Genomic DNA, 24187 nt, shown 5'->3' with positions numbered 1-24187 from the left:
CGACAAGGTGATAGATTGTGTTTTTAGATTGGGGATGATGATAAAACCTCAAGTTAACTTAAGGTAAAGTGATATTTTAAAAAAATAGGAAATAATTTAAAAACACTTATAAAGCAGTTAATTACGAAGGATTAAACATCGATTGGCATTGCACAGGCAAAAATAAGCACACCCAAAATACATTGAGTGTGCTTTATCGAAGTATTATTTACTTAAAGTGATTTAATGGACAGACACCAGAGTAAGCGACACCGGATAGCTCGGCCATTTCGCGATTCCATGTTGCCAAATCATGAGGGTTAAATTGATTCAAATGATCATGCCCACATGCCCTCGCCATCACTTGCATTAATTCTGTCGAGGCTTCAAAGAAGTTCTTAAGCTGGTTCGATGCTTTCTCGACATTCAAACGCTGACGTAAATCGGCTTTTTGAGTTGCAATACCAGCAGGGCAATTATTGGTGTTACACATTCTCGCCGCCACACAACCTATCGACTGCATGGCACTGTTTGAGATAGCGACACCATCAGCACCAAGCGCCATCGCTTTTACGAAATCCATCGGCACGCGCAAGCCGCCCGTGATGATCAATGTGACTCTGTCACTGACCCCTTGTTTATCGAGATACGCTCTAGCGCGAGCGAGTGCTGGAATAGTGGGAACACTGATATGGTCACGGAACATTTCTGGCGCCGCCCCTGTACCGCCACCACGCCCATCTAAGATGATGTAATCGGCACTGGCATCAAGCGCGAACTGAATGTCTTCTTCGATGTGATTGGCACTTAACTTAAAGCCAATCGGGATACCGCCTGTCACCTCTCGAACACGGTCGGCGAACTTTTTAAAATCCTCGACCGTGTTAAGGTCGACAAAGGTGGGTGGAGAAATCGCTGCCGTGCCCGCTTCAATGCCACGCACCTCCGCGATCTTGCCTATGTTCTTCACGCCCGGTAAGTGCCCGCCCGTTCCGGTTTTGGCACCCTGCCCGCCTTTAAAGTGGAAGGCTTGAACGTTTTTGAGCTTAGCTTCATCGTAACCAAACTGAGCACTGGCTAATTCATAAAAGTAGCGAGAGTTCGCCGCTTGCTCTTCGGGTAACATACCGCCCTCACCGGAGCAGATACCCGTCCCTGCGAGTTCGGCACCTTTCGCCAATGAGACTTTTGCTTCTTCAGATAGCGAGCCAAAGCTCATATCAGACACAAACAAAGAGATGTCCAATTTGAGTGGCTTCTTCGCTTTGGGGCCAATAATCAGTTCAGTTCCAACGGGCATATTCTCCAGCAAAGGCTTGGTGGCCATTTGCGCGACCATCACTTGAATATCGTCCCAGTGAGGCAATAGATGTCTTGGAACGCCCATGGAGGTCATTGGCCCATGATGTCCAACCTTGGATAAACCATCACGCGCCAGTTGATGAATAAACTCGACGGTAGGTTCTTCTTTGGTTGCGCTCGCAGCTGGCGACAAATCTGGCGCAGCCGCTTGAATGTGAACCTCCGGGCCTTCTTGCCCAACTTGTTCCGCTGTGAACTGTTTATGAGTGCCATCGCAGAAAGGAAGGTTGTTGGAATACTTACAGCGACAAAGGTAGGCGTCTCCGCTCTCTTCGGCGACAAAGCTTTTCGGTTTGAACCCCGTACCAGCATGAGAACCGTCACAAAACGGTTGGCTTTTCGATTTCCCGCAGGTACAGAAGTAATACTCTTCTCCCTCTGTCAGCTCTACTTTAACGGGTTTGTTATCCGCAATTACTGGACTCTTCATAGTTCGCTCACCTTTTCCTTCTTATGATTTGATGACTGAAGCGATGACTTGCTCACAAGAGTAAAGTAAAGGTGAGATACCCAGCGAATTCAATAAATGAGACTGATAGACAAGGTGAGTAAACCGACTAAAAACAGTCATGACCGACTGAGCTCAAACAAAAATGGCTACCTAGTAGGCAGCCATTATGGGTGAGAGCTTAGTCAAAACTAATGCACTGAGGGTTAATCAAACAATTCGATAACCAATTTATTGTCTTTAATCACTAGATTGGGTTCCGATGACTTAATCAACGACTCTTGAACCTTGTTGCTGTCGAGTTTGTAAACCGGAGACTGGGACAAAGCAAAACCTATCATCGATACAGCTGGTTTGAGTAGTGTCTCTATTTCAGGCGAAAGCTGTTTGCCTTTTTCTTCAAAGCGCTCTAGTCGCAGCGACTTTAGATACACCTCGCCACTCTCCTTGTCGTATTCGGGAATCGCGCTGAACTCTAAGTCTAAATCCAACCCCATATTAGGCATATTGAACACTTGAACTTTTGCATTGGTATTCGCCAACACGGACACGCGTTGTGCATCGGCTCGACCAATTTGCACTTCTAGATCATCCACAGCCACTTGTGCGTACATCACACTTTGTACACCAACCTCTTGTTCTAGCATCACTGAGTCTTCAAGGTACTTCGTCATTTCTTGCTCGGTAATACTGTAGCTAACACAACCACTGAGCATCAGGGCTGTCACAGCTATAATCAAACGGTTCATTAACTTTGTTGTCATTGGAGATAGGCTCTTATTTTTTAAATGCATGGAACGGATGTTACCTCGAGATGATACTGTAAATTGGTTGCCACAATAACAGTGTCGGATAACTGGGCAGAATGATCCACCTAAATGGTGATGTCGTATCAATGAGAATTGACGAAAATAGTAAGGAAAACAATGACTGCATTAACGATATTTTACGATGGAACCTGTCCACTTTGTGCAAAAGAGATGGCAGCACTGACTAAGTCTGATTCCAAAGATCAGATCCAGACCGTCGATATCTACAGTGAAGCGTTTTCAAACTACCCGCAAATAGATGCCGAGGCAGCCAATACAATCTTGCATGCACTGGACGAAAACGGAAAGCTGCTGCTCGGTTTAGACGTGACTTACCAAGCGTGGAAGCTAGTAGGAAAGGGTTGGCTGTATGCCCCGTTACGTTGGGCGATTTTTAAGCCAATGGCAGATTGGTGTTATCTACGGTTTGCCAAAAATCGATATAAGATTTCGTTTTGGCTAACCGGAAAATCACGTTGCAACGGTAACAGCTGCACAAAATAGTGTTGAGTTAAGACATGCCGCTAGCGACTTTGTAGTAAACGATGCCAAATAGGGCTGCGAACACCAATACCGTAACGGCCACTTTCAACCAAATAAATTTCATGCTTTGTCCTTTTAATTCTGTTTACTGTTCCACGCGACAAGTTAGCACAACAAAACATACGGTTGTGTAATGATTGATAGAACTTTGTAGTCATACCAATCACAGTAGGTAAGTGTCAAGAAATAGCGCAGGAAAAAAGCTTGAGAACAAGGCGGACTTTTTAGATAAGTAGTTATTCTACAATCAAAAAATCTAACGACTTTATCGAGATTTTTAACAAGCTAGGGTGAACAGTTATTTACTACGATTGGTATCAACCCTGATTCCCAGAGAGAACCTTTATGTCGGCAAAAGAGAGAAACCTTCCCACACATCGAATTTCTAGATTCAGTAAGTTCGCTTCGTTGGCGACAAGAGTCGCGGGTAACGTGCTAACGGAAGGCACCAAACAAATTGCACAAGGCAACAGGCCCAAGGCAAAAGACTTACTGTTAACGCCACAAAACATTGCTCGCCCGACCGATCAACTCGCACACCTGCGCGGTGCGGCTATGAAGTTAGGACAGATGCTATCAATGGATGCGGGTGATGTCTTAGAACCAGAGTTAGCCGACATTCTCTCTCGCCTGCGCTCCGATGCCGATCCACTGCCAACAAAACAGCTCAATCAAGTGTTAGAAAGCTCGCTCGGGAACCATTGGAAAACCGAATTCCTGTCCTTCAATTTTAAACCGATCGCCAGTGCATCTATCGGACAAGTTCACCAAGCCTATAGTGATGCTGGGGACAAACTCGCAGTCAAAGTCCAATACCCCGGCATTAGAAAAAGTATCGACAGTGATGTAGATAACGTGGGCACGCTGCTCAATATTGTTGGCTTGATACCAAAGTCGGTCGACTACAAAGGCTTGTTAGAAGAGGCAAAGAAACAGCTCCACGATGAAGCAGACTATGCTCGCGAAGCTGATTACGCAACTCGTTACCATGATGCATTGAAAGAATACTCTCACTTCGTCGTACCTAAGATTCATCCGCAAGTCTCTTCAGAATCGGTGCTCGCCATGGACTTCATCGAAGGCGTCTCGATAGAGCAAATCGAAAGTTACGACCAAAGCACACGTGACTTTGTAATGCACAGCTTACTGGAGCTTCTGTTCAGAGAGTTGTTCGATTTTAAGATGGTGCAAACCGATCCCAATTTCGCCAACTACCTTTATGTTGAAAACACCCGACAAATTGGCTTATTAGATTTCGGAGCAACCCGTGAGTACAGTGACCGCTTCAGCGAGGGTTATCGCTTGGCCTTTTCCTCTGTCATTAACAACGATGAGCAAGTGCTCAACCGAGCTTTAGAGCAAATAGGATTCTTTAGCGAGACAATTCTTCCCGAACAACGCCAAGCGATTCTAAATCTAGTGAAGATGGCCTGTGAGCCGATGTTAGTTGACGAAGAGTACGACTTCAAAGCCAGTGGATTGGCACAAAGGCTTCGTGAAGCAGGCACCATTTTGAGCATGGAACAAGAGTATTGGCATACGCCGCCCGCCGATGCGCTGTTCCTGCACCGAAAAATTGGTGGCATGTATCTATTAGCGGCTCGCCTTGGTGCAAAAGTGAATATCAGTCGCTTGGTCGCTCCATATCTTATCTCAGAGAGCAAAAGCACAACTAAAAGCGCGAGTTAATGAGACAGTAAATAATACGCAAAGTGATCATTTCATCGTGCTCAAGAGTAATAACCATTACGCCAACTAAAATGAGCCAACCCTATGAAATGTTCACTACTTTGCTCAACCGCACTGATTACAAGCCTCACAAGTTCCATCGCCTTTGCAGCGAGCTGTCCCGAAATACTTAATGGCAAACAGCGCTTGTTAAACTCAACCGAAGAAATCGCCTTGTGCGATGAGTTTCAAGGCAAAACTCTATTGGTGGTAAATACAGCGAGCCAATGTGGCTTCACTCCGCAGTTTGAGCAACTCGAGCAACTTCATCAAACCTACAAAGACCAAGGCTTCACGGTTATCGGTTTCCCAAGTAATGATTTTCGCCAAGACAAGGGAAGCGAAGAGAAGACGGCAAAGGTTTGTTACCTAGACTATGGCGTGACCTTCCCAATGATGGCGCGAGCTTCACTGTCTGGTAGCAACGCCAACCCCGTGTTTACAGAGATACAACAGCAAGCGGGCGTAACGCCTAAATGGAACTTTTACAAATTCTTGATCAGTAAAGAAGGTAAAGTCGTCGCCACCTTCCCTAGCTCCACATCTCCAGTGAGTGCCACACTCAAAAACGCGATTGAGCAGCAGTTATGAAGGCGGATTACATGGCAACAACTCAAACCCGTAACACCATGGCCAAACTGGGGTACATGGGGTTAATTCCGTTTTTATTCGGTCTTCTCCTTTCGCCCACCGACAGCCAATTTATGGGGATAAGCGGTGAAACGCTGTTCATCACCTACAGCGTGGCAATTTTGAGTTTTCTTTCAGGGATCTTGTGGGCAAATGGCATCGAAAACTTTGAAAGCCAATCAAGTAACAAAGCACTGCTAATAAGCAACGCGATTGTGCTCATCGCTTGGCTGGCAGTATTGCTTGGCGAACAAAAAGAGCTAGTGACAACTCTGATTCTCATCTTTGGTTATATTGCGGTTTGGCGAGCTGAAAGGACGATGAGAGAAGAGAACCAGAGCCAAGGTCCTGATGGCTACTTTGATATGAGGACTCGGCTGACCTCTAGTGTCGTGTTAATGCACGGTATCGTGATGCTAACCTAGAGCTACGAGATTGTCTTTGAAGTGTGAGCCTTTGATTTAGTTAAGCGCCTTTGTTAAAAACCGTTAGCAACAATCTAGATGATGAGCTTCATCACTAACCTCGGCTCATCATCACCAAAGTAGTTGTCTTCTTGCTTGATGGTAACGAACCCCATCGATGCATAAAGCGCACGAGCCGATGTGTTATTTGGGTCTACAGTGAGCAAAAGCCTAGCATCTCGAGGCAACTGCTCAACCGCCTGTTGCATCAGTTTCCGGCCAACTCCCATGCCACGATAATTCTGGTCTACAGCCAATGATAGGACCCAAAACTCATTCTGCTTGTCTGTGGTTGTCGTTAAGGCATAGCCAGCAATCTTTGAGTCTTGCTTAGCAACCAATAAACCTTTTCCCCAGCAATCAAAGGCCTGACGAAAGAAAAACAGCGGATAGGCGTGAGCGCCAAACAAAGCATGTTCAAGCTGGTAGATATCAGCCAGTTCTTGTTTTTCCGCACAAACAACATTCATAGATAGACCTCATTTAAACCGAACCTCAAGTTTAAACATGCAAACTCAAAGGTGCTATTAACAATATATCAACAGCCTAAAGGCTTACGAACTACCTTAACGAAGATGCCACTTAACTAACGCCTGAGGAGTAGATTAGGTTACTTATGTTTTACTGTCGAATAACCAACAAATTTGCGCCAGATAACGCAAGAAAAACCGAGCACGCTTTGTTGAAACGTTTTGCCATTTGTGGCTTAGAGAACCAGTTTCTGAGGTATAAGCCAAATGCCGCGTAGATCGATATCGCGAGCATTTCTAACACTAGAAAGGTGCTACCTAAAACAAAGAATTGAGTATTTACGTTCGCTGAAACATCGACAAATTGAGGAAGGAATGCAGTGAAAATGAGTATCGCTTTTGGATTGCCAGCAGCGAGTGCAAATTCTTGTTTAAACAGACCAAACCAATTCTTATTTCGTTCGATATCCACGACCGGACTGGCGTGTGAGCGCCATAGGTTGAACGCGATCCACAACAGATACATCGCGCCAAATAGTTTGATCAGGAAAAACAGCGTTTCAGAAGTATAAAGCACAACCGCTAAGCCAGATGCAGCCAAAGCAATCATGCCAGAAAAAGCGAGGATTCTTCCTAGGCCTGCGACAAAGGCGGCCTGAAATCCGTAACAACGGGCGTTGTTCATTGATAACAAATTGTTTGGGCCCGGAGTCATGTTGAGCGCAAAACAAGCGGGGATAAACAGCAGTAACTTCCAGATTTCCATTGGTGCTTCCTAATTGCCAAATGCCGTGATTATAAAATCCTTAAACAAGGTCTTATCGTTTATAACAGCATTTCATATCTTTTGTAACTGCATAAAAAATAAGCACTAAATCTATACAGTAAATTTTCAATCAGTTCTCAAAAAACTGTTCGTACTCGGGTATCGCTAGATTTTCGGCGACACCAATCTCACCGACGAAATAGATAGCGCTCGCAATTGTATCTATCGTTGGGTTTGATTCTCGCTCTGGGAAGTCGCCAACAGCAGGAACAGATTTTGGCGCAGACACCGAACTACAAACAAGGCTATTACATACCCTGTTTTGATTTTCTAAGGAGATAGCTTCAGGAACGTCAAAGTGCTGAGTGAATACGTCGTGGTTAGACAATTCAGACGAAGCGTACGATAAGGTTGAGAATAGAGCTGAGAGCACAATCCACTTGTTCATGTATCTTTCCATTGATGGCATTCATTGAATTTATAAATACTATCGAATCTCACACATTATGAACAGTGTTTTATTTTAATTTGCGTGAGACTGCTTACCCAGCATCAACTTGTCGAGCAGAGCTTGCGGGACAACGATCACTGAGTATTTAACAAAGGCCACCAGCGCGATTACACCAACAGCCGATCCAAGAATAAAGTCATGGACATCAACCAACACCAATCCCAGAAGTTGATCACTCGCTATCGCTACTAATGCGATGCTAACTGCGGTTACCCACTTGCTGTGTTCATAAGGTAATTGTTCCATCGCTTGGCTTACAACATACAGAAGCATGAGCCGCACAACATAAGTTGCACAAAGAACCGCGACAACACCCCACACGCCATAAATAGGCGTCACTGTGAAATAACCAATGGCCGCCAAGACCGCACATCCACCTTGAATCCACATTTGAGATTGACTCGAATCGCCACTGAAACAACCAAGGTTAAGATAATCACCTGCATTTTTGATAACGCTAATCGCAAGCAGCGCAACAACAATGGCCCCCGCGTAATGATAACTGCTCGGTAAAATGAGAGAAATAAATCCGGGTACCGTTAGAATCATCAACGAACCTAAAACAATGGCGAGGTTCACTCCGACTAACGCCCTATCGGCACACATCTTACTGCCACCCGGCTGTTGAAGCATCGCCACACGGTTTGGAAACCACCAAAGCGCGTAAGGCTGCAACAACAGACCAAGAATCAACGCGAACTTTCCGCTAACCGCATAAATCGCGAGTTCTTCGACACCGACGAAGCTTGCCATTACCCAGCGGTCGAGCCCCATGATCATATACATTGATGCACCGCCAACCAAAACGGGCAGTCCGAATTTTAAGATCTTCGCCGAGTATTTGAAGCAACCAAAAGATCCCATCTCTTGCCATTGATAACGCACTAAACAAACCATTAGCAACACACTGGATACCGCAGCTGAAATCAACACGCCATCTATACCGTATCCAGCCTCAAGCAAAACAAAAGTCATGATGGCTTGAACACCGGCTTTCAACACATTGAGCATGCAAAAACGTTTCGCCATCGCGTTCATACGCATCAGCGTTAGCGGGATAGAAATCGCCCCATCGAGCATGGTAGGAATAAGCAGAAGCAGTATCTGGTAAGGCTGGAATTCAACTGGCAACATTAAGATTAACAACGGCATACTGAGGGCAATCAAGGCCCCCCCAAGCACGCACACCAGCACGCTCAATGTGAAGCAGTTCGAGACGAGCTTTTGCTTTTCATCACCTTCGGCGACACCCACATAACGATACATGGCATCGACAATACCGAAGCTGAACAATATCGTCCCAATGTCTGCCAGCAAGACAATGGCTTCTAAGGAACCATACTCTGCCAACGTCATATTGTGCGTAATGTACGGGATCATCACCAATGAAATCCCTTTCATCATTAATATACCGATGGCGTAGTAAGCCGACTGCTTTAAAGAACCCATAGTCGTCACCTTTTCCTTACCAAGCTGGCTTTAGGAAACTTTTACAGTCTCCAATTAGGTGTCGCAATGTGCGTTTTTGAGGTGACATGACCAAAGAACGGAAACTGTAGGCAATAGCCTGTCTATTCTGTTGTAAACCTCGATAATAGTCAGCATAACCTTCCAGTATTCTCGCCTTTGCGATTTTGAAGCTAGAAGTGGGTAGATTCCATCGTTGACTGTCATTTTGGTAATGTTGAAGAATAGTCTCTATAGACTGCAAATTTCTCAATTTAAGACTTTCAGTTTGGGTAACAGAGCTCGCTCTCATCAAGTAGCCAACCTGCACCGAGTTCAACACACCGATCTGATGGTTTTCACTCATTCGAAGCCACAGTTCCCAATCTTCCCCATACTTGATGTCAGCATTGAAACTGTCTGTTTGAGAAAACACATCCGCTTTCACCATGACCGTTGATGTTCCAATCACGTTATTTTCTATGATGAACTCCAACGGGTTCTCGATATTGATGAACAGCTCATCTTGATCTTGAAACTGCGACCAGTAACTAAAGCAGTCGACTATTACTTGGTAATCTTCAGTAAGATGCTCGTAGTTAGTAAAGCTCATCGCGAGATCAGGGTAACGTTGATGAAATTCGAGTTGGCGCTCAATTTTTTCAGGAAACCAGAAATCGTCTGCGTCTAAAAAAGCGATGTATTCACCGGTCGCCTTTTCAATCCCTAGGTTTCTCGCTTGAGGCGCACCAACACCCAATGTGGACAACGTAATAATGCGTTCATCGTCTATAGAAGCAAGATACGTCGACGTTCCATCGTTACTGTTATCGTCAATGACAATCAGCTCAACATCTTGATGAGTCTGCTTTAGTACACTGCCAATCGCTTTCGGCAGGTAATCCAAACAATTGTAGGTAGGAATAACAACACTTACTTTAGCCATAATGACGCCCTCAGATTTATACGTTATATGGCTGACGTTGCATGTTCTATGCCGAGAGTGTCTTGCTATGAAATCACATCTAGATCAGCCACCTACGCGTCCATTCTCAAAATGACGACCAAACACAGATGTTCAAAAAAACTGCAACTCCAATTTGATTATCAATTTGAGAAAACGAGCCACCTCTTAAGGGGTAACCTTCGAAAAGCAATCAGAAAGCCCTCCAAAGCTACGATTCGATCTTGGTTCGTATCTTGCTTTATTGGTTATTACCTTGGCTTGATAGCTTTAGTCATATGGATTTGAGGAGTAAGGAATGAAGAAAGTAGCATTTGTGGCGCCAACCTACCCAGTACTCAGTGAGACCTTCATTCAAACAGAAGTCGACTCTGTGAAAGCGTGTGGGCACGATGTTTGTGTAATGACGTTCAAAATTGAAAACAGTGAAAAACAGTTCGACTACGACATTGTCGAAATAGGTAAAAATGCTCGGAAGGGTAAAGTCGCCAGCATTAACTGGATAGGTTTCATCAAGGCTGTCTCATTTATTTCTAAGCAAACCAGCATGCCGAAAAAGTCACTGTTCGCTTATGGGTTTAAATTAGCGCTGCAACTCGCGGAAAACGACGTCGAACACGTACATGCGCATTTCTGTCAGCACACCACAGCTCACGCCATCGTCGCGGCAAAGCTGCTGAATATCACCTGTTCGTTCGTTGCTCATGGTCATGATGTTTACGAGTTCGCTTATGACATTGAACATAAAATCTCATCGAGTGATTTTGTGGTTGCAGTGTGTAAAGACATGCTTGCTGACTTCAATACCATGGCGAAAGGAAACATTAAGCTCCTGCACTGCGGAGTGAATACTAAACAATTCCAACTCAACCCAAAAACCGAAACGAAACAACTTCGCTTTGTTTTCCTTGGCCGATTAGTGGAGCAAAAAGGCATCCACCATCTTATTGATGCATTGGCGCCGATTGCCGGACCTCTCGACATTCATCTCGATATCATCGGTACTGGCGATTTAGAGCAACAGTTAAAATTGCAGGTCAAAGAAAAAGGACTTGCTCGAAACGTGACCTTTCTTGGAGCGAAACCTCACGAATGGGTAAAAGAAAAACTATCGAACTATGACAGCCTAATCGCGCCCTTCTGTTTTTCCGAAACCGGATGTGTGGATACAGGGCCTCTGGTTTTAAAAGAAGCGATGGCTGTGGGAACACCAGTCATTACCACCAACATCATGGGATGCAAAGAGATCGTCTCACCAGAGACAGGCTTTGTGGTTAGCGAAAAAAACGTGGAAGAATTAAGAGAAGCGATTGAGCGTTTCGCGCAGCTAAGCAGCAACGATAAAGCATCGATGGGTTTAAAGGCACGTGAGAGAGTGAAAGACAGTTTTAATTCGATCAAACAAGCTCAGCAATTATCTCGTTGGATAGAGAACCCTGCTCAATAAGGATGAACTCAGGCAGTAAGCATCGCAAGGGCTGCTGCGTCTCACAAGAACGACTATGCACCATAAGAAAACGGAGCACCACAAAAACAAAAGAGCGCTACATCCATTTGAAATGTAACGCTCGTCTAGCACTGCCTAATGATGGCGACTTATGCTTTCAGTGACTTTCAGTAGCTTTTCATTAAGAAGCCTAACTAGCCTGCTCGCAGTGCCAAAATAGACTCAATATCTTCGATGTCACGATATTGAGCGAGTTGTTGCTCTTTCGATGAAATAGCCACAATCGACATTCTATCGGCCAGTTCGTTACCTTCAATACCAACGTGTCCGTTCACATGGTAGATGGTAATTTTTGAAGCCAGTTCTTGGTAGAGCGCATATGCAGGCTTAATAATATCGAGGTTTTTGATCTCGCCGCCCGACTTAGTCCAGCCCTTTTTCTCCCAACCCGTTGCCCACTTAGTAATACAATCTATCGAGTACTTAGAGTCACAATAGATCGCTACAGACAGACCCGCGTTTAGCTTCTCTTTTGCGAGCAAAAACGCCTGTTTAAGGCCATGCAACTCAGCGGTATTATTGGTACCAACAGGTTGATACAAGCCATACCACAATTCGGTTAATTGGTTGTTTTGGTATACCGCTAACCCCGTCCCTGCTTCACCAGGGTTTGGTTCACACGCACCATCGGTAAAGATCTTGATATCAAAAGGCATATCTGTGATTTGCTGCTCCGAAAGAGGCGGCACCTTAGCTTTCGTCGACTTACCCGCAGAGCTTGGCTTTGTCGCAGTAGAACCTGACGCAGACGACGTTTTACCACCGAAAGCAGACTCAGCCTCGCCTAGTGTTGGGAACGATTTATATCTCGCACCAGCAAAGCCATCGACTTGAGACTTACAGTCATTCCAAGTGGTAAAAATACCCGGTGTACGACCTTTCCAAACCACATAATATTTCTTAGCCAAACTAACTCCTTACCAAAACCTAAACACACAAACAGTGAATCAGTACATTAGATGCCACCACGCTATACGTTGCAAGGTCTATCACTCTAAAACAGGTCTAAAAAAGCTGCGTTCATAACTCACGATGCAATCAACTTCGTCTGCAAATTCAAACGCTTTAATACACTCAGCATCGCTCAGCGACTTAACCCGATATTCTTCATAGGCAGCCAGACTTTCAAAGGTAAACAGTGCTAAGGCAATATTGTTCGCCCCTTCCGACGGTAAGAAATAACCATTGTGTTGGCCCCCGAATTTAGCAACCAGAGGAATCCACATTTTTGCGTATGTCTCGAACTCATTTACCTTTTTAGGATCAATCACATATCGAACATAACAAGTAATCATATTTATCCAGCCCTTAAATAATAGGAGAAACACAAAGCCTAAGTTGATGTTGAAGCTCACGAGAAAAGGTAATCAACCGCGACAAGGTTATAGAACAAAAACACCGCCATGCTGACGCCGATAGTAAGTAGCACATTGCCTGTTTTCCAAATCAACAGACCTGTGACCAGCGCGCCTATCAAGTATGGGTTTTCAAGGCTTGGCCAAAATGTCTGCTCTGGTGCAAATACAATCGGCCCCCAAATTGCGGTAAGCACAGCGGGACTTGAATAGCGTAACAGGCGACGCGTGGTTTGATTTAATCGAAGCGGGATTGCTGGCTCTAGAAACAGATACCGACTAAAAAAAACAATCGCTGTCATAAGGAATATCGTTAACCAAATCATCTCTATTTCCCCTCCACAATTGTCTTGTTGCCGTTGTTTCGCTCTTGGAACGATTCGCTGATAAAGCCCGCTAACATACCGGCAATCGCTGCAATCATTAGCCCGCCCTCAATATTGTTAACCGACATGGCAACCGAAGTGACCAATGAAACCACCACACACACTACGACGGGTAGAGTTCGGATTAATGGGAACACCAAGGCGATAAAGGTTGCTGCGACCGCGAAATCGAGCCCAATTTCATTGAGTGAAGGAATTTGGCTTCCCGCGACAATGCCAACAAAGCTCGCAATATTCCAAACGAGATAAAAACCGCCGCCTACACCCGCAGCATACCAGCGATTAAATTCTTTCTGAGACTGCCCACTACAAATCGCGAACAGCTCATCGGTGAGCCAAAATCCAAGTAATAGGCGCCAACGCGCAGGAAGATGGCTGATTTTGTCACGCATCGATACGCTATACAGAAAGTGTCTAGACGTGATGAATAAGGTAGTCAACAACATGGTGCCTAAACCAATACCCGCTTTGAACATACCCGCAGCGACAAGTTGTGCAGAGCCAGCAAACAAAATAGCCGACATCGCTTGCGCTTGAAGCTGACTCAATCCAGCATCTATCGCATATGAGCCCGCTAGAATTCCCCAAGGGATTACCGCAATGCTCAAGGGCATTCCCGCTAAAACGCCCTTCCATAACTGTGTTCGTCTATCCATTATTTCACTATCCATATAGTTCTTTTCTCTCTTCACATTGGCTATTCAATGTAAGAGGAGTTGAGTCGGTTCGATTGTACAAACTTGCTCGATTTCGCGAACCAATTAAGGTGTCCGATTTAGAGCATTTTAATGTATTGCCCCGGCGTGTAGCCATTGGCCTTTTTGAAGTGTCGATGAAAATGGCTTTGGTCGTGAAAGCCACACTCTTGCGCGGTGTCTGAAATGGTATGTCCTTGTTTCAATAACTTACGCGAAAGCCTTAACCGAGATTGGATTTGATACGCATGTGGCGGAAGACCAAACTCTTTTTGAAAAGAACGCACTAAGTGAAACGGACTCAATGCCGCTAACTTAGACAGCTCCTCTAGGGACACATCGGCTTGTGGAAAATCATCTAAGAACTCTTTCACCAAGACAAGCTGGCGCTGAGTTTTTCCGTCGAGTTGAGGGTTAAGCGGCGATTTTCCGTGTCGGCTAATCAGTTTAACCAACATCCCGTACATCAAGGTCTCTCTTAACAAGCGATTGTCAGATTCATCAATCGTGTTAAAGACTAATCTCAATTGATTGGCGAGTTCAGGATCTTCAACAACCGCTCTTGGGAAGTAAGGCGCCCCGTAATTGGGTAGGTTTAGCTCTTGAGTGATCTTGGCAAGTTGATCTGGGAGTGGATACATGGCTCGATACGCCCAACCGCCTTCAGTGGCAGAGTGACCGCTATGGACTTCGTCGGCGTTGACCAGAATAATCGCATTTTGTGGCGCAATATGATGTCCGCCCGTTCGATAGAAACGCTGAGCGCCCTGCTCGATGACTCCCAGCGTATAGCCCTCGTGGCTGTGGCGCGAGAAGTTCTGCTTTTCGTATTCAGCATTAAGAATTTCAAGGCCGCCGAGCTCTTCGGTTATCTTATATTCGGCCTTTTCTTTAGAGCGTTTCTTGTTCTCCATAACAATTCCTAAGCCTGTTAATTATCGAGCGACTTATCAGTCTACTCTATTGTCTCTTTCAGCTTTTGTACAAAATTGCGCTTTTGTTTGTTAATACTGTTTTTGTCGTTGGCTTAATAACGCTTTCTAACTGGGAGGAAAGTCTTGGTCTATAACTAGTTGGCAAAAAATTGACAATAATTTAATCATACACGCCAATACTGTCTGCAAATCATCGGCAATAGACCTGATACACCATGAAAAACACGCTAATCCTTTTCTTTTTCCTGAGCCTAACAGGGTGCACTCATAACCAATCAAAAGCACTGAGCATGAACTCCTCGTCGGTCAATACATATCCTCAATCGATGTCGGACCTGCAACTGTGCGACACCTTGTATTACGGGCGCTCAAGCAACCAGACACTCGCAGCAATTGGCAGTGAATTCAATCGAAGAGGGTTATCAAAAAGTTGGTGTGACACCGAAACTAATAAGCTTTATTTAACCAAGACAATCGATTGGGTTGCTGACCAAGTAGAAGGCAAAGAAGATTCAGAGGAAGAAGCGTCGGCAGTGGTGTTGCCAGCGAATTAGAACGGGTTAGCAATGTTGTTTGCTTATTAGCCGAGCTACCTAGTCAGGACTAGCCGAACTTACTTTATTGTTCAGGCACATCATTGATATGTTGTGACACACGAACTAGCTTACTGGTTTTAAAACCCATGCTCTGCGCCCGTTCAATCAGCGAGTCTAAGTCTTGTTTGGTGAACTCTGCAGTGCGATACAAGATCTGTAAGGTATTTTTGGTAGGACCCACCAACAAAGCCTGAGTGTAATCTTCATTCAAGAAAATTACCTTTCTCTGCTTCTCATAAGGGCTATTCGCTTCGACTGAAAACCACGCTTCGGTTTGAGAGCCCTTAAATGTTGCGGCTTGTTCTTTGGTCTTCCACTCATTCTTTTTCGCGTTATAGCCTCGAGTTGTCAGCTTAAGATTACCGTCAGATTCAAATAAAAAGCTAAACGACAAAGAACCGAGCTTTGATTGCAATGGATGCGGGATAAAACAAGCGGAATACCATGTACCAGCGAAGCGTTCGGCATCAAAGTCAGAGGCGGGGATTTTAGACGTAGGTTTACTGCCACGAAACGTAAACAACAGCTTAATCATTAGCATCGCTAATATTTTGTATGTCATGTCACTTACTCTTTATTCGATTGTTATTAGACCCACACCTTCGATCGCATAATCAGTCGACGAATTGGTCTGTTTTTACAAGCTTAGCCAACAAGGTCTGTAACTGCTTGGATTCGTCTTCACTCAACGCACTCTGAAACTGCTCGCTGATACTATCGACCATAGGCTCACAATATTCGGCAAGCTTCTTGCCCTCTTCCGTTAAAGAAAGAAGTTTTACCTTTTTGTTCGTTTCACTCTTGCTGGCCTCAATAAGGTTCAGCTTAATCGCGTTATCAACCAAACGCTTGGTCACAGAGCGATTTCGAAGCAAGTAATTGGTTAACTCTTGCTGAGTGATTTTGCCATGCTTATCTAACACTCGAAGCGCACCAAACATCTCTAGAGAAATGCCCGAAGTGGTGCCCATCTCAGCGGTGACTTGAGCTCGAAACTGTTTGTAAGCAAAGCCCATTAAGAACATAGGATTGCTGTCGAGTGCATCAATTCCGGTGATGGATAATGCTGGTTGATTTTCCATATATAATTCCTTGGCAGACCACTAATAATACCAACACGATGGACATTAACTCTGCACGAAAGTAGGTATCTTGCAAACCAAGATCGGTTGCTGAAACATAGAGTTGCAATGGTAGCATAGTTCCTAACATCGCTTCAGTATGCATACCTCGCACGCCACCACGACTGCCACTGATCCAAATTGCTATCATGGTCACCAAGCTTGTTAGTCCAATGATATACACCCAATTATAGGAGTGTTGCCCCGCTAACAAGGTTACGAAGACCAACGCCAATGCACAACCACCAACGTGGGCTTGTAAACAGTTTTTCACCACCATTTGATAGTTCATGCGTTCACTTTGCGCAGCCGCAATAATCACAGGCATCATACAGAACGTCGCGGCAATCAAATCGACCATCATCAAAAATGCTAAACCAACTCCAAGCATGACCACATATATCACTCGCTGCTGGTACGTCACAGGAACACTTTGCATTGGCAGCGGCGACATCGCTTTGGGCGGCTTTAAGAACAGCATCACAAATCTCACCACAACCATGGTCGTCACCATGCTCACTGCTATATCGCGAACCCAGTCCGTCATCGGCATTGGGCCATGTTGTGCAAACACAATCACCAAAAACCAATTGAGCAATGGGATGTAGATTTTCCCAAGTTTGGCAGGCGTGTCGGCCCACCTTCTTGCTAAATCAAATACCCATAAACTGATCCCCCAAACCACTGCCGGGTGTGAGGCAAATAACTGATCGACAAGCAGAGCCACACAAGCGACACCCAAGATAGGGAGAAACGCTTTGAGCATACCTCTCACTGAGTAGTCGTTAATCTTGGTCGCCGCCATTACCGGATAAAGAGCGAGGTACGCCGCAACACCTAGCTGTAGCCAAAGTTGAGCCAACATACCCAAAGACACGATAGCGCTGATCCAAGCTACTTCAGACCAGTTAATCGGGCCTCGAACTTCGTTATTCATAATCTGCCTCTTAGGTCGTAAATCGTTATTTCGTCAGTGGGTAGTCAGTTAGTCGATGATTGAAGAGCACAGTTAAACTAGGTAACGAATGCGAGCTAGCACTTCCATCCATGCACTTCCGATCACATCCCAAAACGTCGCTTCAGGCACCACCATCACGCTCACTTTAGAGCCTGAGAACAATGAGTGATCAAGTGACGGCAACGTTACTTGTGTACGCACTTTTTGTTGGTCTCGAATCCAGCGATCATCATTCACGACTTTCGCGAGGCCGCTGTTGTCGCTGCTCGCATCATAGATAGCCAGTTCACGACCTTGAATATTTCCCTCAAACACCTCACCAGGCATTGCATCAAACACCAAACGAACGGTTGTTCCCGCAGTCAGATTTGCACTGCCCTTTTCGTTGAAGTCTGCGTTAATCCAAGCATGCTGGCGATCAACCAAAAACAAAACGGGGCTGCCAGCGCCAACATAGGTTCCTGAGTTAAGGTTGAGATTGCTGATTACGCCATCAACAGGCGCGACGATTGTCGTTTTGTCCAAATCCAATTGCGCCAGTTCAACGCGAGTTCGAGCAACAGCCAAAGCACCGTTGTCGCTGCTTTTCTCAAGCTCAGCTTTTATCTGCTCAATATCGGCTTGCGCAGCTTCGACGGCTTGCTGTCTTACAATCGTGTCCGATCGGCTATCGTCTAGCGTTTCTTGGCTAACAAGTTTTCTCGAAATCAATTGCTGGTTACGCTTCAATTTTCTCTCGGCATTCAGAGCTTCGTGTTGGCGCTGACGTAACGTCGCTTCCGCGCCATGCAAGTGCTGCTTGTTTGCTTCATAGCTTTGCTCTGCTTCAACCAAAGCCGCTTCAGCCTGAGTTAACGCCAATTCAAAACGAGTTGGATCTAAGCGAACTAGCAGTTCCCCTTTTTTTACATCCTGACCATTCTTAACAGCCAACTCCACCACTGGCGCCGACACTTCTGCAGCAATACGGCTGGTTGGAATGTGCAATTGAGCTTGAGTTGTGAACGGCGCAAGGTTGTCACTTGCCACCAAGAAAAGAGCAAACAAGGCACTGGTGCCAAGTGTTAGATAGAGCATCCATTGATACGCTTTATTAGCCATAATGTTTCACCTGCAACAAAATAATGCGCTCATTGTATTGATTTTTGTTTCAGATGCAACATAAATCAAAGGTGAGTATCTTAAAGATCTTGCGAGAAGTACAGCAAGCTACTGTTTATGAAAGATATAAATAGAAATTTAGATAAGAAAAAGTCGTGTAGTTAGTTTGGGAAGCAAGAGTTCCAGAAGTTATCTAATGCCTTTGCTCACAATGATATGCATTAACATTGATATTCTTTAACATTTGATTAACCAACTTATCCATTAAAACTATAAGGAAATAAAAATGAAGTGGATATTTGTTGTATTCGTCAGTGTTTTCTCAGTATTTACTTACGCAAAAGATTGGAAGCAAATCCGATTTACGGTGGAAGGAGCATACCCACCATTCAGCTGGACAACGCAAGATGGTGAATTAGAGGGGTTTGAAGTCGATTTAGCCAACGCCTTGTGTGTCGAATTAGAAGTAAAATGTATCATCTCAAAAACTGACTGGGACGGGATTATCCCTTCGCTTTTAAGCCGTAAAAACGATGCAATTATAGCGGCTATGACAATTACCGAAGAACGTGAAAAGAAAGTTAACTTCACGATGCCTTACGCTAAAGTTCCCACTCGTTTTGTCATGGAAAAAGGGCGTGAAATCAATATGGATGACGGCAGCTTAAATGAACTAACAATTGGAGTTCAGCGCGCTACCATTGGTGACAAATACCTTTCCGAGATCTACCCAAATGTAGATATCAAGCGTTATGGATCATTCGACGAAGCCTTTACCGATTTACTCAACGGGCGCCTAGATAGCGTGTTTGGTGGTTCTATGGGACTCAATACGGGCTTTCTTGAAACGGAGCAAGGTAAGGACTACCACTTTACGGGTCCTAAATTTACAGAAGAAAAATGGTTCGGGCGTGGTATTGGTGTCGCGGTACGAAAACAAGATAATGAACTCAAAGATCTTATTGATGACGGTATCCAGCGCTTGATCGACAATGGTCAGCATCAAAAAATCGCAAGTAAGTATTTTTCATACAGCATTTACGAATAGTTTGGTATGCAGTGTGGACTAAACTAATTGCGAACTGTGTTCACTTTAGAAAGCATCAGATAGCAAAAAGCCGCTCATAAAGAGCGGCTTTTTTAAGTCTGGATCAAACAAACACATGTCCAACAGCCCATAAATAAATCAATAACTTATTGTGTAAGAAAACCAGATGATGTCAAATACTAGCACCAAAAGGTGTCACATTTGGGTGAAAGGCAATATTGATCTCTTCAGCATGTAAGAAAGTTACACTACATTCTCGTATTGTTAAAAGGCTAACGACAGAATCGCTTAGTGATCACATAGAGTTTGATCGATCTCTAGCAAGCTTTTGGACAAAAACGTGTTAGATTCAAAACTCTAATTCACTTAACTGATATTAGAAAAAGTATCTTGAAACCGTAAATCTGCGAGTTTGATACGGCAACGTTGAACAATGAGTATTAGCTATCTAATCAATCACGTTAGTATAGGTGAAGCCTGAAAGTGATAGACTTAGAAAGCGTATGAATAATAATCAACAAAAATCTGGTGAGTGTGTTACCTTGGTTGTTATCCCTACCGCTTAGTGGGGACTTCTTTTCTTTTCCGAACTCGCATCTCGGCACTCCTTAGTTGCCCTCCTAAGCCTCACCGCAGGCTTTAATTATGTCCATTTCAACCCAAAAGTTAAGAAACATCTTCAAACTCACTAGAATTGAAAATGTAGAAATCAACAACGACGTACCCCATTTCGCACCTTGGTTACCACTTGCTCAAAAAGTAAAACCTGTAATCCCTTCTGCGATTGTATATTGCGAAGGTAATTTTGGTAAAATTGATGGTAAAACCGCTAATGGGTTAGTGAGACATTCGTTAAGCTATCGTATTCTATCGGTTATTGATAGTGAGTCTGCTGGCTTAGATGCTGGTGAAGTTCTTGATAACAAAGCCAATGGAATACCGATCCTTGCTAATGCTGAAGAAGCTATCATTCACGCAGAAAGCATTCCTGATTACTTCATTTTTGGCATTGCGCCATCAAGTGGCTTTTTATCTGACTTAGATAAAAGCATCATTTTAAATGCCATGTCACTAGGAATGAACATCGTAAATGGCTTACATGAATTCCTAACCGATGATCCTCTATTTTTAGAAGCCAGCTTAAAGAATAACGTTCGAATATTCGATACTCGCAAACCCAAAAATAAAGGCGAACTGAAAACGTTTAGCGGGAAAATACACAACGTTAAATGCCCGAGAATTGCTGTAATGGGGACGGATTGCGCGCTAGGAAAACGAACAACAGCAACAATATTGGCGAATGAACTGACTAAAAAAGGCCTTAACGTCGTTCTGATTGCCACTGGTCAAACAGGCATTATGCAGGGCGCGCAATACTGCGTTGCACTCGATGCTGTTCCTTCACAATTTTGTGCCGGTGAGTTGGAATCTGTCATTGTACAGGCCTATGAAAAAGAAAATCCGGATCTGATTATTATTGAAGGGCAAGGAGCCTTGAGTCACCCTGCGTTTTCAACCAGCGCTTTTATCTTACGTGGCAGTTGTCCAACGGGTGTGATACTGCAACATGCCCCTAAACGTTTATATCGTAGTGATTTTCCTGATTGCTCAATGCCTTCGATTGCCTCAGAAATCAATCTTATCGAAACGTTTTCTAATACCAATGTTATTGGACTAACACTGAATCATGAAGATATGTCGTTGGATGAAACACGTTGTGCGATAGACACTTACACTACCGAATTTGGTTTACCGGTTACTGATGTCTTGTCACAGCCTGTTGAACATCTACTGCACATCGTAACGTCAGCCTTTCCTATAATAGCAAGTAAACTGGCCGAAAAAGGGTGAACTACCCTAGGTTAGACATCGATTGTGGGAAAGTTCATCATAACGCTCAGTTCCTGATTTCTCAGCTCTCACTGAAAAATATATCCGTTACGCCTGTAACAAAAGCCTTCCTCGGCCACCCTATCATCGCACAAGTTCTTATTGATGCTGGCGCAACAATGTTAGCCGATTCAAGAATCGAAAATCTTCAAAAGATGACTGAATCTGGCATTGCTATCCCTAAAATGCTGATACGTACACCCATGCTCAGTCAAGTGGCGAGCGTAATAAAATACAGTGATATGAGTTTAAACTCTGAAGTTGAAGTGATTCAGAGGCTTTCACATGCAGCGGAACAACAAAATTGCTGTCACGGTATCATTATTATGGTTGAGCTTGGCGATCTCAGAGAAGGTGTGATGCCAAATCGCGTGATTGATTTTATCCGAGAGATTATTTCTTTACCAAACATCACGATAAAAGGAATTGGTACGAATTTAGCCTGTCGGTATGGTGTCGCTCCAGATGATCAAAATATGAGTATTCTTTCTGTGCTTGCCGATGGAATTGAAGCTACATTTGGGGTCAGTCTAGAAATTATTTCAGGGGGTAATTCTGCTTCAGTTAACTGGGCTCTTCAGAGAACAGGCTTAACTCGAGTCAATAACCTTCGTATAGGAGAAGCAATTTTTTTAGGCTGTGAGCCTTTAGAGCACGAAAATATCAAAGGCTTACATACGGATGCGGTTTCTTTGACCGCTGAAGTGATTGAATCCAAGACTAAACCGACTTTGCCTTGGGGGAGTCGGGGGTTAAATGCTTTTGGTGAAAAAGAAAACCTTCAAGATAGAGGGGAGGTCTCACAAGCTATTCTAGCATTAGGCCGCCAAGATGTTTGTGTCAGCGGGCTTAAGGCTCCGAATGGGATTAAGATCATGTCTTCAACCAGTGATCATCTTGTCCTTGAATCCTCACAGAAACCACTATTTGTAGGGGAAAAAGTCACATTCAGTTTAGATTACAGTGCGCTCTTATCTTCTATGTCTTCACGTTGTATCCATAAATATTTTAAGGCTCCTAAAGGGAGAAGAAAGGAAGAAGGAGCGCATAATGCTACGAACAACTGTAATTCTCTTCGTCAGTGTCATGCTTAACGGTTGTCAGATAAGCCCAATAAAATCTAATGGACTTGCCGATTATAGAGCGACAGTTATTTCAAGCCAACTTCCACAAGAGTTAGGCTCAATCACACTCGTAAATACACAGTCAGAGGGCGATAGTGTCACTCTTGTTTTCGTAAAAAAGAAAACTTTGAATATGGACCGCTTAGTAGAAAAAGTCGCCGTTAGTTTTTGTGACAACATCGAAATAAGACCACTATTAGAGAGTGGGATCTCTTATCGAATCATTACCTTAGGAAAAAATGAGAAAGTAGAAAGCCTTAACGTCATTTCTCTAGCTAAGTGCTCTAATTGAATGCTTAGCAGTCGAATGGATAAAAGCCAATACGAGTTGTTCAATGTACTCAATGACACTATTTTATTGAGGTTTGACCGCCTTACGCCTTGGGAAAAAAACTTTATCACAGAGTTACACCATAAGGTCGTAACTAGACAACTCATTTCAATTAAACAAAAACAGCTTGCTTTAAAAATTTCAATGAAAGCCTATAAATCAAAGAAGAAAAACGCGCGTTCCAACGTTTAATTTAAGCTCGTGTATACCTAATCTGTTCAAGGTCCTCTAAACCTTGGACAGATTAGTAGTATTTGCACTTAACGTATTGAAAATAATCAAGTGTAGCGGTGAATGGGTAACAACTTTCAGCGTAATAGCAATTGAAACACCTAAGTATTTAGGTTCCTTTTCGATTAACACTCAGTACCTTCTGAAAGCAACAATGCATCTTCTAATTCAACCCCAAGATAGCGGATTGTATTATCTACCTTGGTATGACCAAGTAGTAGCTGCACCGCTCGGATATTTTTCGTTTTTGCGTAGACTAACGTCGCTTTTGTTCGCCTCATCGAGTGAGTGCCATACAAGTTAGGATCCAACCCCAGATTAGAAGCCCATCTCCTCACTAAGTATCGATAGTACGAATAGCTAATCGGTTGTTGCTTTCGCCTTTGGCTTGGGAAAATAAAATTGCTGTCATGTAGCGAAGCCATCAAAATCCATTTCATTAGACTCTGTTGAGTTCTTGTCGTTATCTCAAATTGAACTTCAATATCTGTTTTGCGCTGGATATGCTTAACGCGTTTAAATATCCTATCTTGCGAAGATACATCGCAAACTCTGAGAACGAGCAAGTCACTTGCTCTAAGTTTGCTATCAATAGCTAAGTTGAGCAACGCAAGCTGCATCAAATTATTTTCAATTTCTAATCTGGTTCTGATCCGCCAAACTTCCTCAAGCCGAAAAGGCTTTTTGACGCCACTTCGTTTCGTTTTGTTGAAAACTACCATGATGACCTCCTTTTTAATTTGGTCATCACGATTGTAGTTGGAAGGAAATGTCGGATAGGCGGCACCT

Annotated in this window: 28 protein-coding genes; 11 read left to right on the top strand and 17 right to left on the bottom strand. The window is 44.0% G+C overall.

The genetic code is table 11. From position 1 onward, the window contains the following. Positions 1-208: 208 nt before the first annotated feature. Together AB4209_RS08595 and AB4209_RS08590 are read right to left on the bottom strand one after the other, a co-directional pair. Positions 209-1771 carry a glutamate synthase-related protein gene (locus AB4209_RS08595; protein WP_136979733.1) on the bottom strand — a complete coding sequence of 521 codons (1563 nt, stop codon included), beginning with the start codon at positions 1769-1771 and terminating at the stop codon, positions 209-211. A gap of 224 nt (positions 1772-1995) precedes the next feature. Next, positions 1996-2553 carry a DUF1439 domain-containing protein gene (locus tag AB4209_RS08590; protein WP_017065247.1) on the bottom strand — a complete coding sequence of 186 codons (558 nt, stop codon included), beginning with the start codon at positions 2551-2553 and terminating at the stop codon, positions 1996-1998. 162 nt (positions 2554-2715) lie between these two features. On the opposite strand from AB4209_RS08590, the gene AB4209_RS08585 reads away from it, so the two are divergent. From AB4209_RS08585 to AB4209_RS08570, 4 genes are all read left to right on the top strand, one after another. Then, a complete protein-coding gene (locus AB4209_RS08585) occupies positions 2716-3102 on the top strand; it encodes a thiol-disulfide oxidoreductase DCC family protein (protein WP_017062190.1) in 387 nt (128 codons plus the stop codon). Positions 3103-3486: 384 nt separating this feature from the next. Then, positions 3487-4830 (top strand): ABC1 kinase family protein, encoded by a 1344-nt coding sequence (locus AB4209_RS08580; RefSeq protein WP_372055552.1) that lies wholly within the window; start codon positions 3487-3489, stop codon positions 4828-4830. A gap of 84 nt (positions 4831-4914) precedes the next feature. Then, entirely contained in the window at positions 4915-5460 is a 546-nt protein-coding gene (locus AB4209_RS08575) for a glutathione peroxidase (RefSeq protein ID WP_017062212.1), read from the top strand. Then, entirely contained in the window at positions 5457-5924 is a 468-nt protein-coding gene (locus AB4209_RS08570; RefSeq protein ID WP_372055550.1) for a DUF3429 domain-containing protein, read from the top strand. The genes AB4209_RS08575 and AB4209_RS08570 overlap by 4 nt, the downstream gene beginning before the upstream one ends. A gap of 74 nt (positions 5925-5998) precedes the next feature. On the opposite strand, the gene AB4209_RS08565 is transcribed toward AB4209_RS08570, so the two are convergent. The 5 genes from AB4209_RS08565 to AB4209_RS08545 all read right to left on the bottom strand — a co-directional run bounded on the left by AB4209_RS08565 (position 5999) and on the right by AB4209_RS08545 (position 10102). After that, complete coding sequence (locus AB4209_RS08565) at positions 5999-6433, bottom strand: N-acetyltransferase (RefSeq protein WP_017062214.1); 435 nt, start codon at positions 6431-6433, stop codon at positions 5999-6001. A 151-nt stretch (positions 6434-6584) separates the two neighbouring features. Continuing rightward, on the bottom strand, positions 6585-7199 hold the full coding sequence (locus AB4209_RS08560; RefSeq protein ID WP_102320553.1) for a LysE family translocator: 615 nt from the start codon (positions 7197-7199) through the stop codon (positions 6585-6587). Between the two features lie 130 nt (positions 7200-7329). Beyond that, positions 7330-7647 carry a hypothetical protein gene (locus AB4209_RS08555; protein WP_372055548.1) on the bottom strand — a complete coding sequence of 106 codons (318 nt, stop codon included), beginning with the start codon at positions 7645-7647 and terminating at the stop codon, positions 7330-7332. A 75-nt stretch (positions 7648-7722) separates the two neighbouring features. Beyond that, positions 7723-9159: a lipopolysaccharide biosynthesis protein gene (locus AB4209_RS08550; RefSeq protein ID WP_017067059.1), complete on the bottom strand. Its 1437-nt coding sequence runs from the start codon at positions 9157-9159 to the stop codon at positions 7723-7725. Between the two features lie 16 nt (positions 9160-9175). Beyond that, the gene (locus AB4209_RS08545) at positions 9176-10102 is read right to left on the bottom strand and encodes a glycosyltransferase (RefSeq protein WP_017062218.1); all 927 of its coding nucleotides are present in this window, start codon (positions 10100-10102) and stop codon (positions 9176-9178) included. A gap of 316 nt (positions 10103-10418) precedes the next feature. Here AB4209_RS08545 and AB4209_RS08540 point away from each other — a divergent pair, with 316 nt between their 5' ends. Beyond that, entirely contained in the window at positions 10419-11567 is a 1149-nt protein-coding gene (locus tag AB4209_RS08540) for a glycosyltransferase family 4 protein (RefSeq protein ID WP_372055546.1), read from the top strand. Positions 11568-11761: 194 nt separating this feature from the next. Here AB4209_RS08540 and AB4209_RS08535 read toward each other — a convergent pair whose 3' ends face one another. The 5 genes from AB4209_RS08535 to AB4209_RS08515 form a co-directional block, all read right to left on the bottom strand. Continuing rightward, positions 11762-12535, bottom strand: a complete 774-nt coding sequence (locus tag AB4209_RS08535; RefSeq protein WP_372055544.1) for a viroplasmin family protein — start codon at positions 12533-12535, stop codon at positions 11762-11764. Between the two features lie 81 nt (positions 12536-12616). Beyond that, positions 12617-12922 (bottom strand): NIPSNAP family protein, encoded by a 306-nt coding sequence (locus AB4209_RS08530; RefSeq protein ID WP_017089641.1) that lies wholly within the window; start codon positions 12920-12922, stop codon positions 12617-12619. Between the two features lie 56 nt (positions 12923-12978). Further along, positions 12979-13308, bottom strand: coding sequence for an AzlD domain-containing protein (locus AB4209_RS08525; protein ID WP_050634769.1), 330 nt, complete (start codon positions 13306-13308; stop codon positions 12979-12981). Positions 13309-13310: 2 nt separating this feature from the next. After that, the gene (locus tag AB4209_RS08520) at positions 13311-14039 is read right to left on the bottom strand and encodes an AzlC family ABC transporter permease (RefSeq protein ID WP_076649035.1); all 729 of its coding nucleotides are present in this window, start codon (positions 14037-14039) and stop codon (positions 13311-13313) included. A gap of 104 nt (positions 14040-14143) precedes the next feature. Next, the gene (locus AB4209_RS08515; protein WP_050634771.1) at positions 14144-14977 is read right to left on the bottom strand and encodes an AraC family transcriptional regulator; all 834 of its coding nucleotides are present in this window, start codon (positions 14975-14977) and stop codon (positions 14144-14146) included. A 236-nt stretch (positions 14978-15213) separates the two neighbouring features. On the opposite strand from AB4209_RS08515, the gene AB4209_RS08510 reads away from it, so the two are divergent. Beyond that, on the top strand, positions 15214-15552 hold the full coding sequence (locus tag AB4209_RS08510; RefSeq protein ID WP_372055541.1) for a hypothetical protein: 339 nt from the start codon (positions 15214-15216) through the stop codon (positions 15550-15552). Positions 15553-15616: 64 nt separating this feature from the next. Here AB4209_RS08510 and AB4209_RS08505 read toward each other — a convergent pair whose 3' ends face one another. The 4 genes from AB4209_RS08505 to AB4209_RS08490 all read right to left on the bottom strand — a co-directional run bounded on the left by AB4209_RS08505 (position 15617) and on the right by AB4209_RS08490 (position 18774). Then, positions 15617-16156, bottom strand: a complete 540-nt coding sequence (locus AB4209_RS08505) for a lipocalin family protein (RefSeq protein ID WP_017062226.1) — start codon at positions 16154-16156, stop codon at positions 15617-15619. Positions 16157-16208: 52 nt separating this feature from the next. After that, positions 16209-16676, bottom strand: coding sequence for a MarR family winged helix-turn-helix transcriptional regulator (locus AB4209_RS08500; RefSeq protein WP_017062227.1), 468 nt, complete (start codon positions 16674-16676; stop codon positions 16209-16211). Continuing rightward, positions 16639-17652, bottom strand: a complete 1014-nt coding sequence (locus AB4209_RS08495) for a DUF2955 domain-containing protein (RefSeq protein ID WP_017070267.1) — start codon at positions 17650-17652, stop codon at positions 16639-16641. Before AB4209_RS08495 ends, AB4209_RS08500 begins: the two co-directional genes overlap by 38 nt. 72 nt (positions 17653-17724) lie before the next feature. After that, complete coding sequence (locus AB4209_RS08490) at positions 17725-18774, bottom strand: HlyD family secretion protein (protein WP_017062229.1); 1050 nt, start codon at positions 18772-18774, stop codon at positions 17725-17727. 286 nt (positions 18775-19060) lie between these two features. Here AB4209_RS08490 and AB4209_RS08485 point away from each other — a divergent pair, with 286 nt between their 5' ends. From AB4209_RS08485 to AB4209_RS08465, 5 genes are all read left to right on the top strand, one after another. Then, on the top strand, positions 19061-19822 hold the full coding sequence (locus AB4209_RS08485) for a transporter substrate-binding domain-containing protein (RefSeq protein WP_017070266.1): 762 nt from the start codon (positions 19061-19063) through the stop codon (positions 19820-19822). 645 nt (positions 19823-20467) lie between these two features. After that, positions 20468-21673, top strand: a complete 1206-nt coding sequence (locus AB4209_RS08480; protein ID WP_016790224.1) for a DUF1611 domain-containing protein — start codon at positions 20468-20470, stop codon at positions 21671-21673. Further along, positions 21670-22806: an alanine/ornithine racemase family PLP-dependent enzyme gene (locus AB4209_RS08475; protein WP_016790225.1), complete on the top strand. Its 1137-nt coding sequence runs from the start codon at positions 21670-21672 to the stop codon at positions 22804-22806. The genes AB4209_RS08480 and AB4209_RS08475 overlap by 4 nt, the downstream gene beginning before the upstream one ends. Next, a complete protein-coding gene (gspS2, locus tag AB4209_RS08470; protein WP_016790226.1) occupies positions 22763-23128 on the top strand; it encodes a type II secretion system pilot lipoprotein GspS-beta in 366 nt (121 codons plus the stop codon). The genes AB4209_RS08475 and gspS2 overlap by 44 nt, the downstream gene beginning before the upstream one ends. Continuing rightward, a complete protein-coding gene (locus AB4209_RS08465; RefSeq protein ID WP_004735670.1) occupies positions 23129-23359 on the top strand; it encodes a hypothetical protein in 231 nt (76 codons plus the stop codon). Between the two features lie 164 nt (positions 23360-23523). Here AB4209_RS08465 and AB4209_RS08460 read toward each other — a convergent pair whose 3' ends face one another. Then, the gene (locus tag AB4209_RS08460) at positions 23524-24120 is read right to left on the bottom strand and encodes a tyrosine-type recombinase/integrase (protein ID WP_016790227.1); all 597 of its coding nucleotides are present in this window, start codon (positions 24118-24120) and stop codon (positions 23524-23526) included. Between the last annotated feature and the right edge of the window lie 67 nt (positions 24121-24187).

Origin of the sequence: Vibrio sp. 10N.286.48.C11, from assembly GCF_041469805.1 — a bacterium.
In the GTDB taxonomy this organism is placed as follows: Bacteria; Pseudomonadota; Gammaproteobacteria; order Enterobacterales; family Vibrionaceae; genus Vibrio; species Vibrio crassostreae_C.
This window is presented reverse-complemented; position numbering and strand designations above follow the sequence as displayed.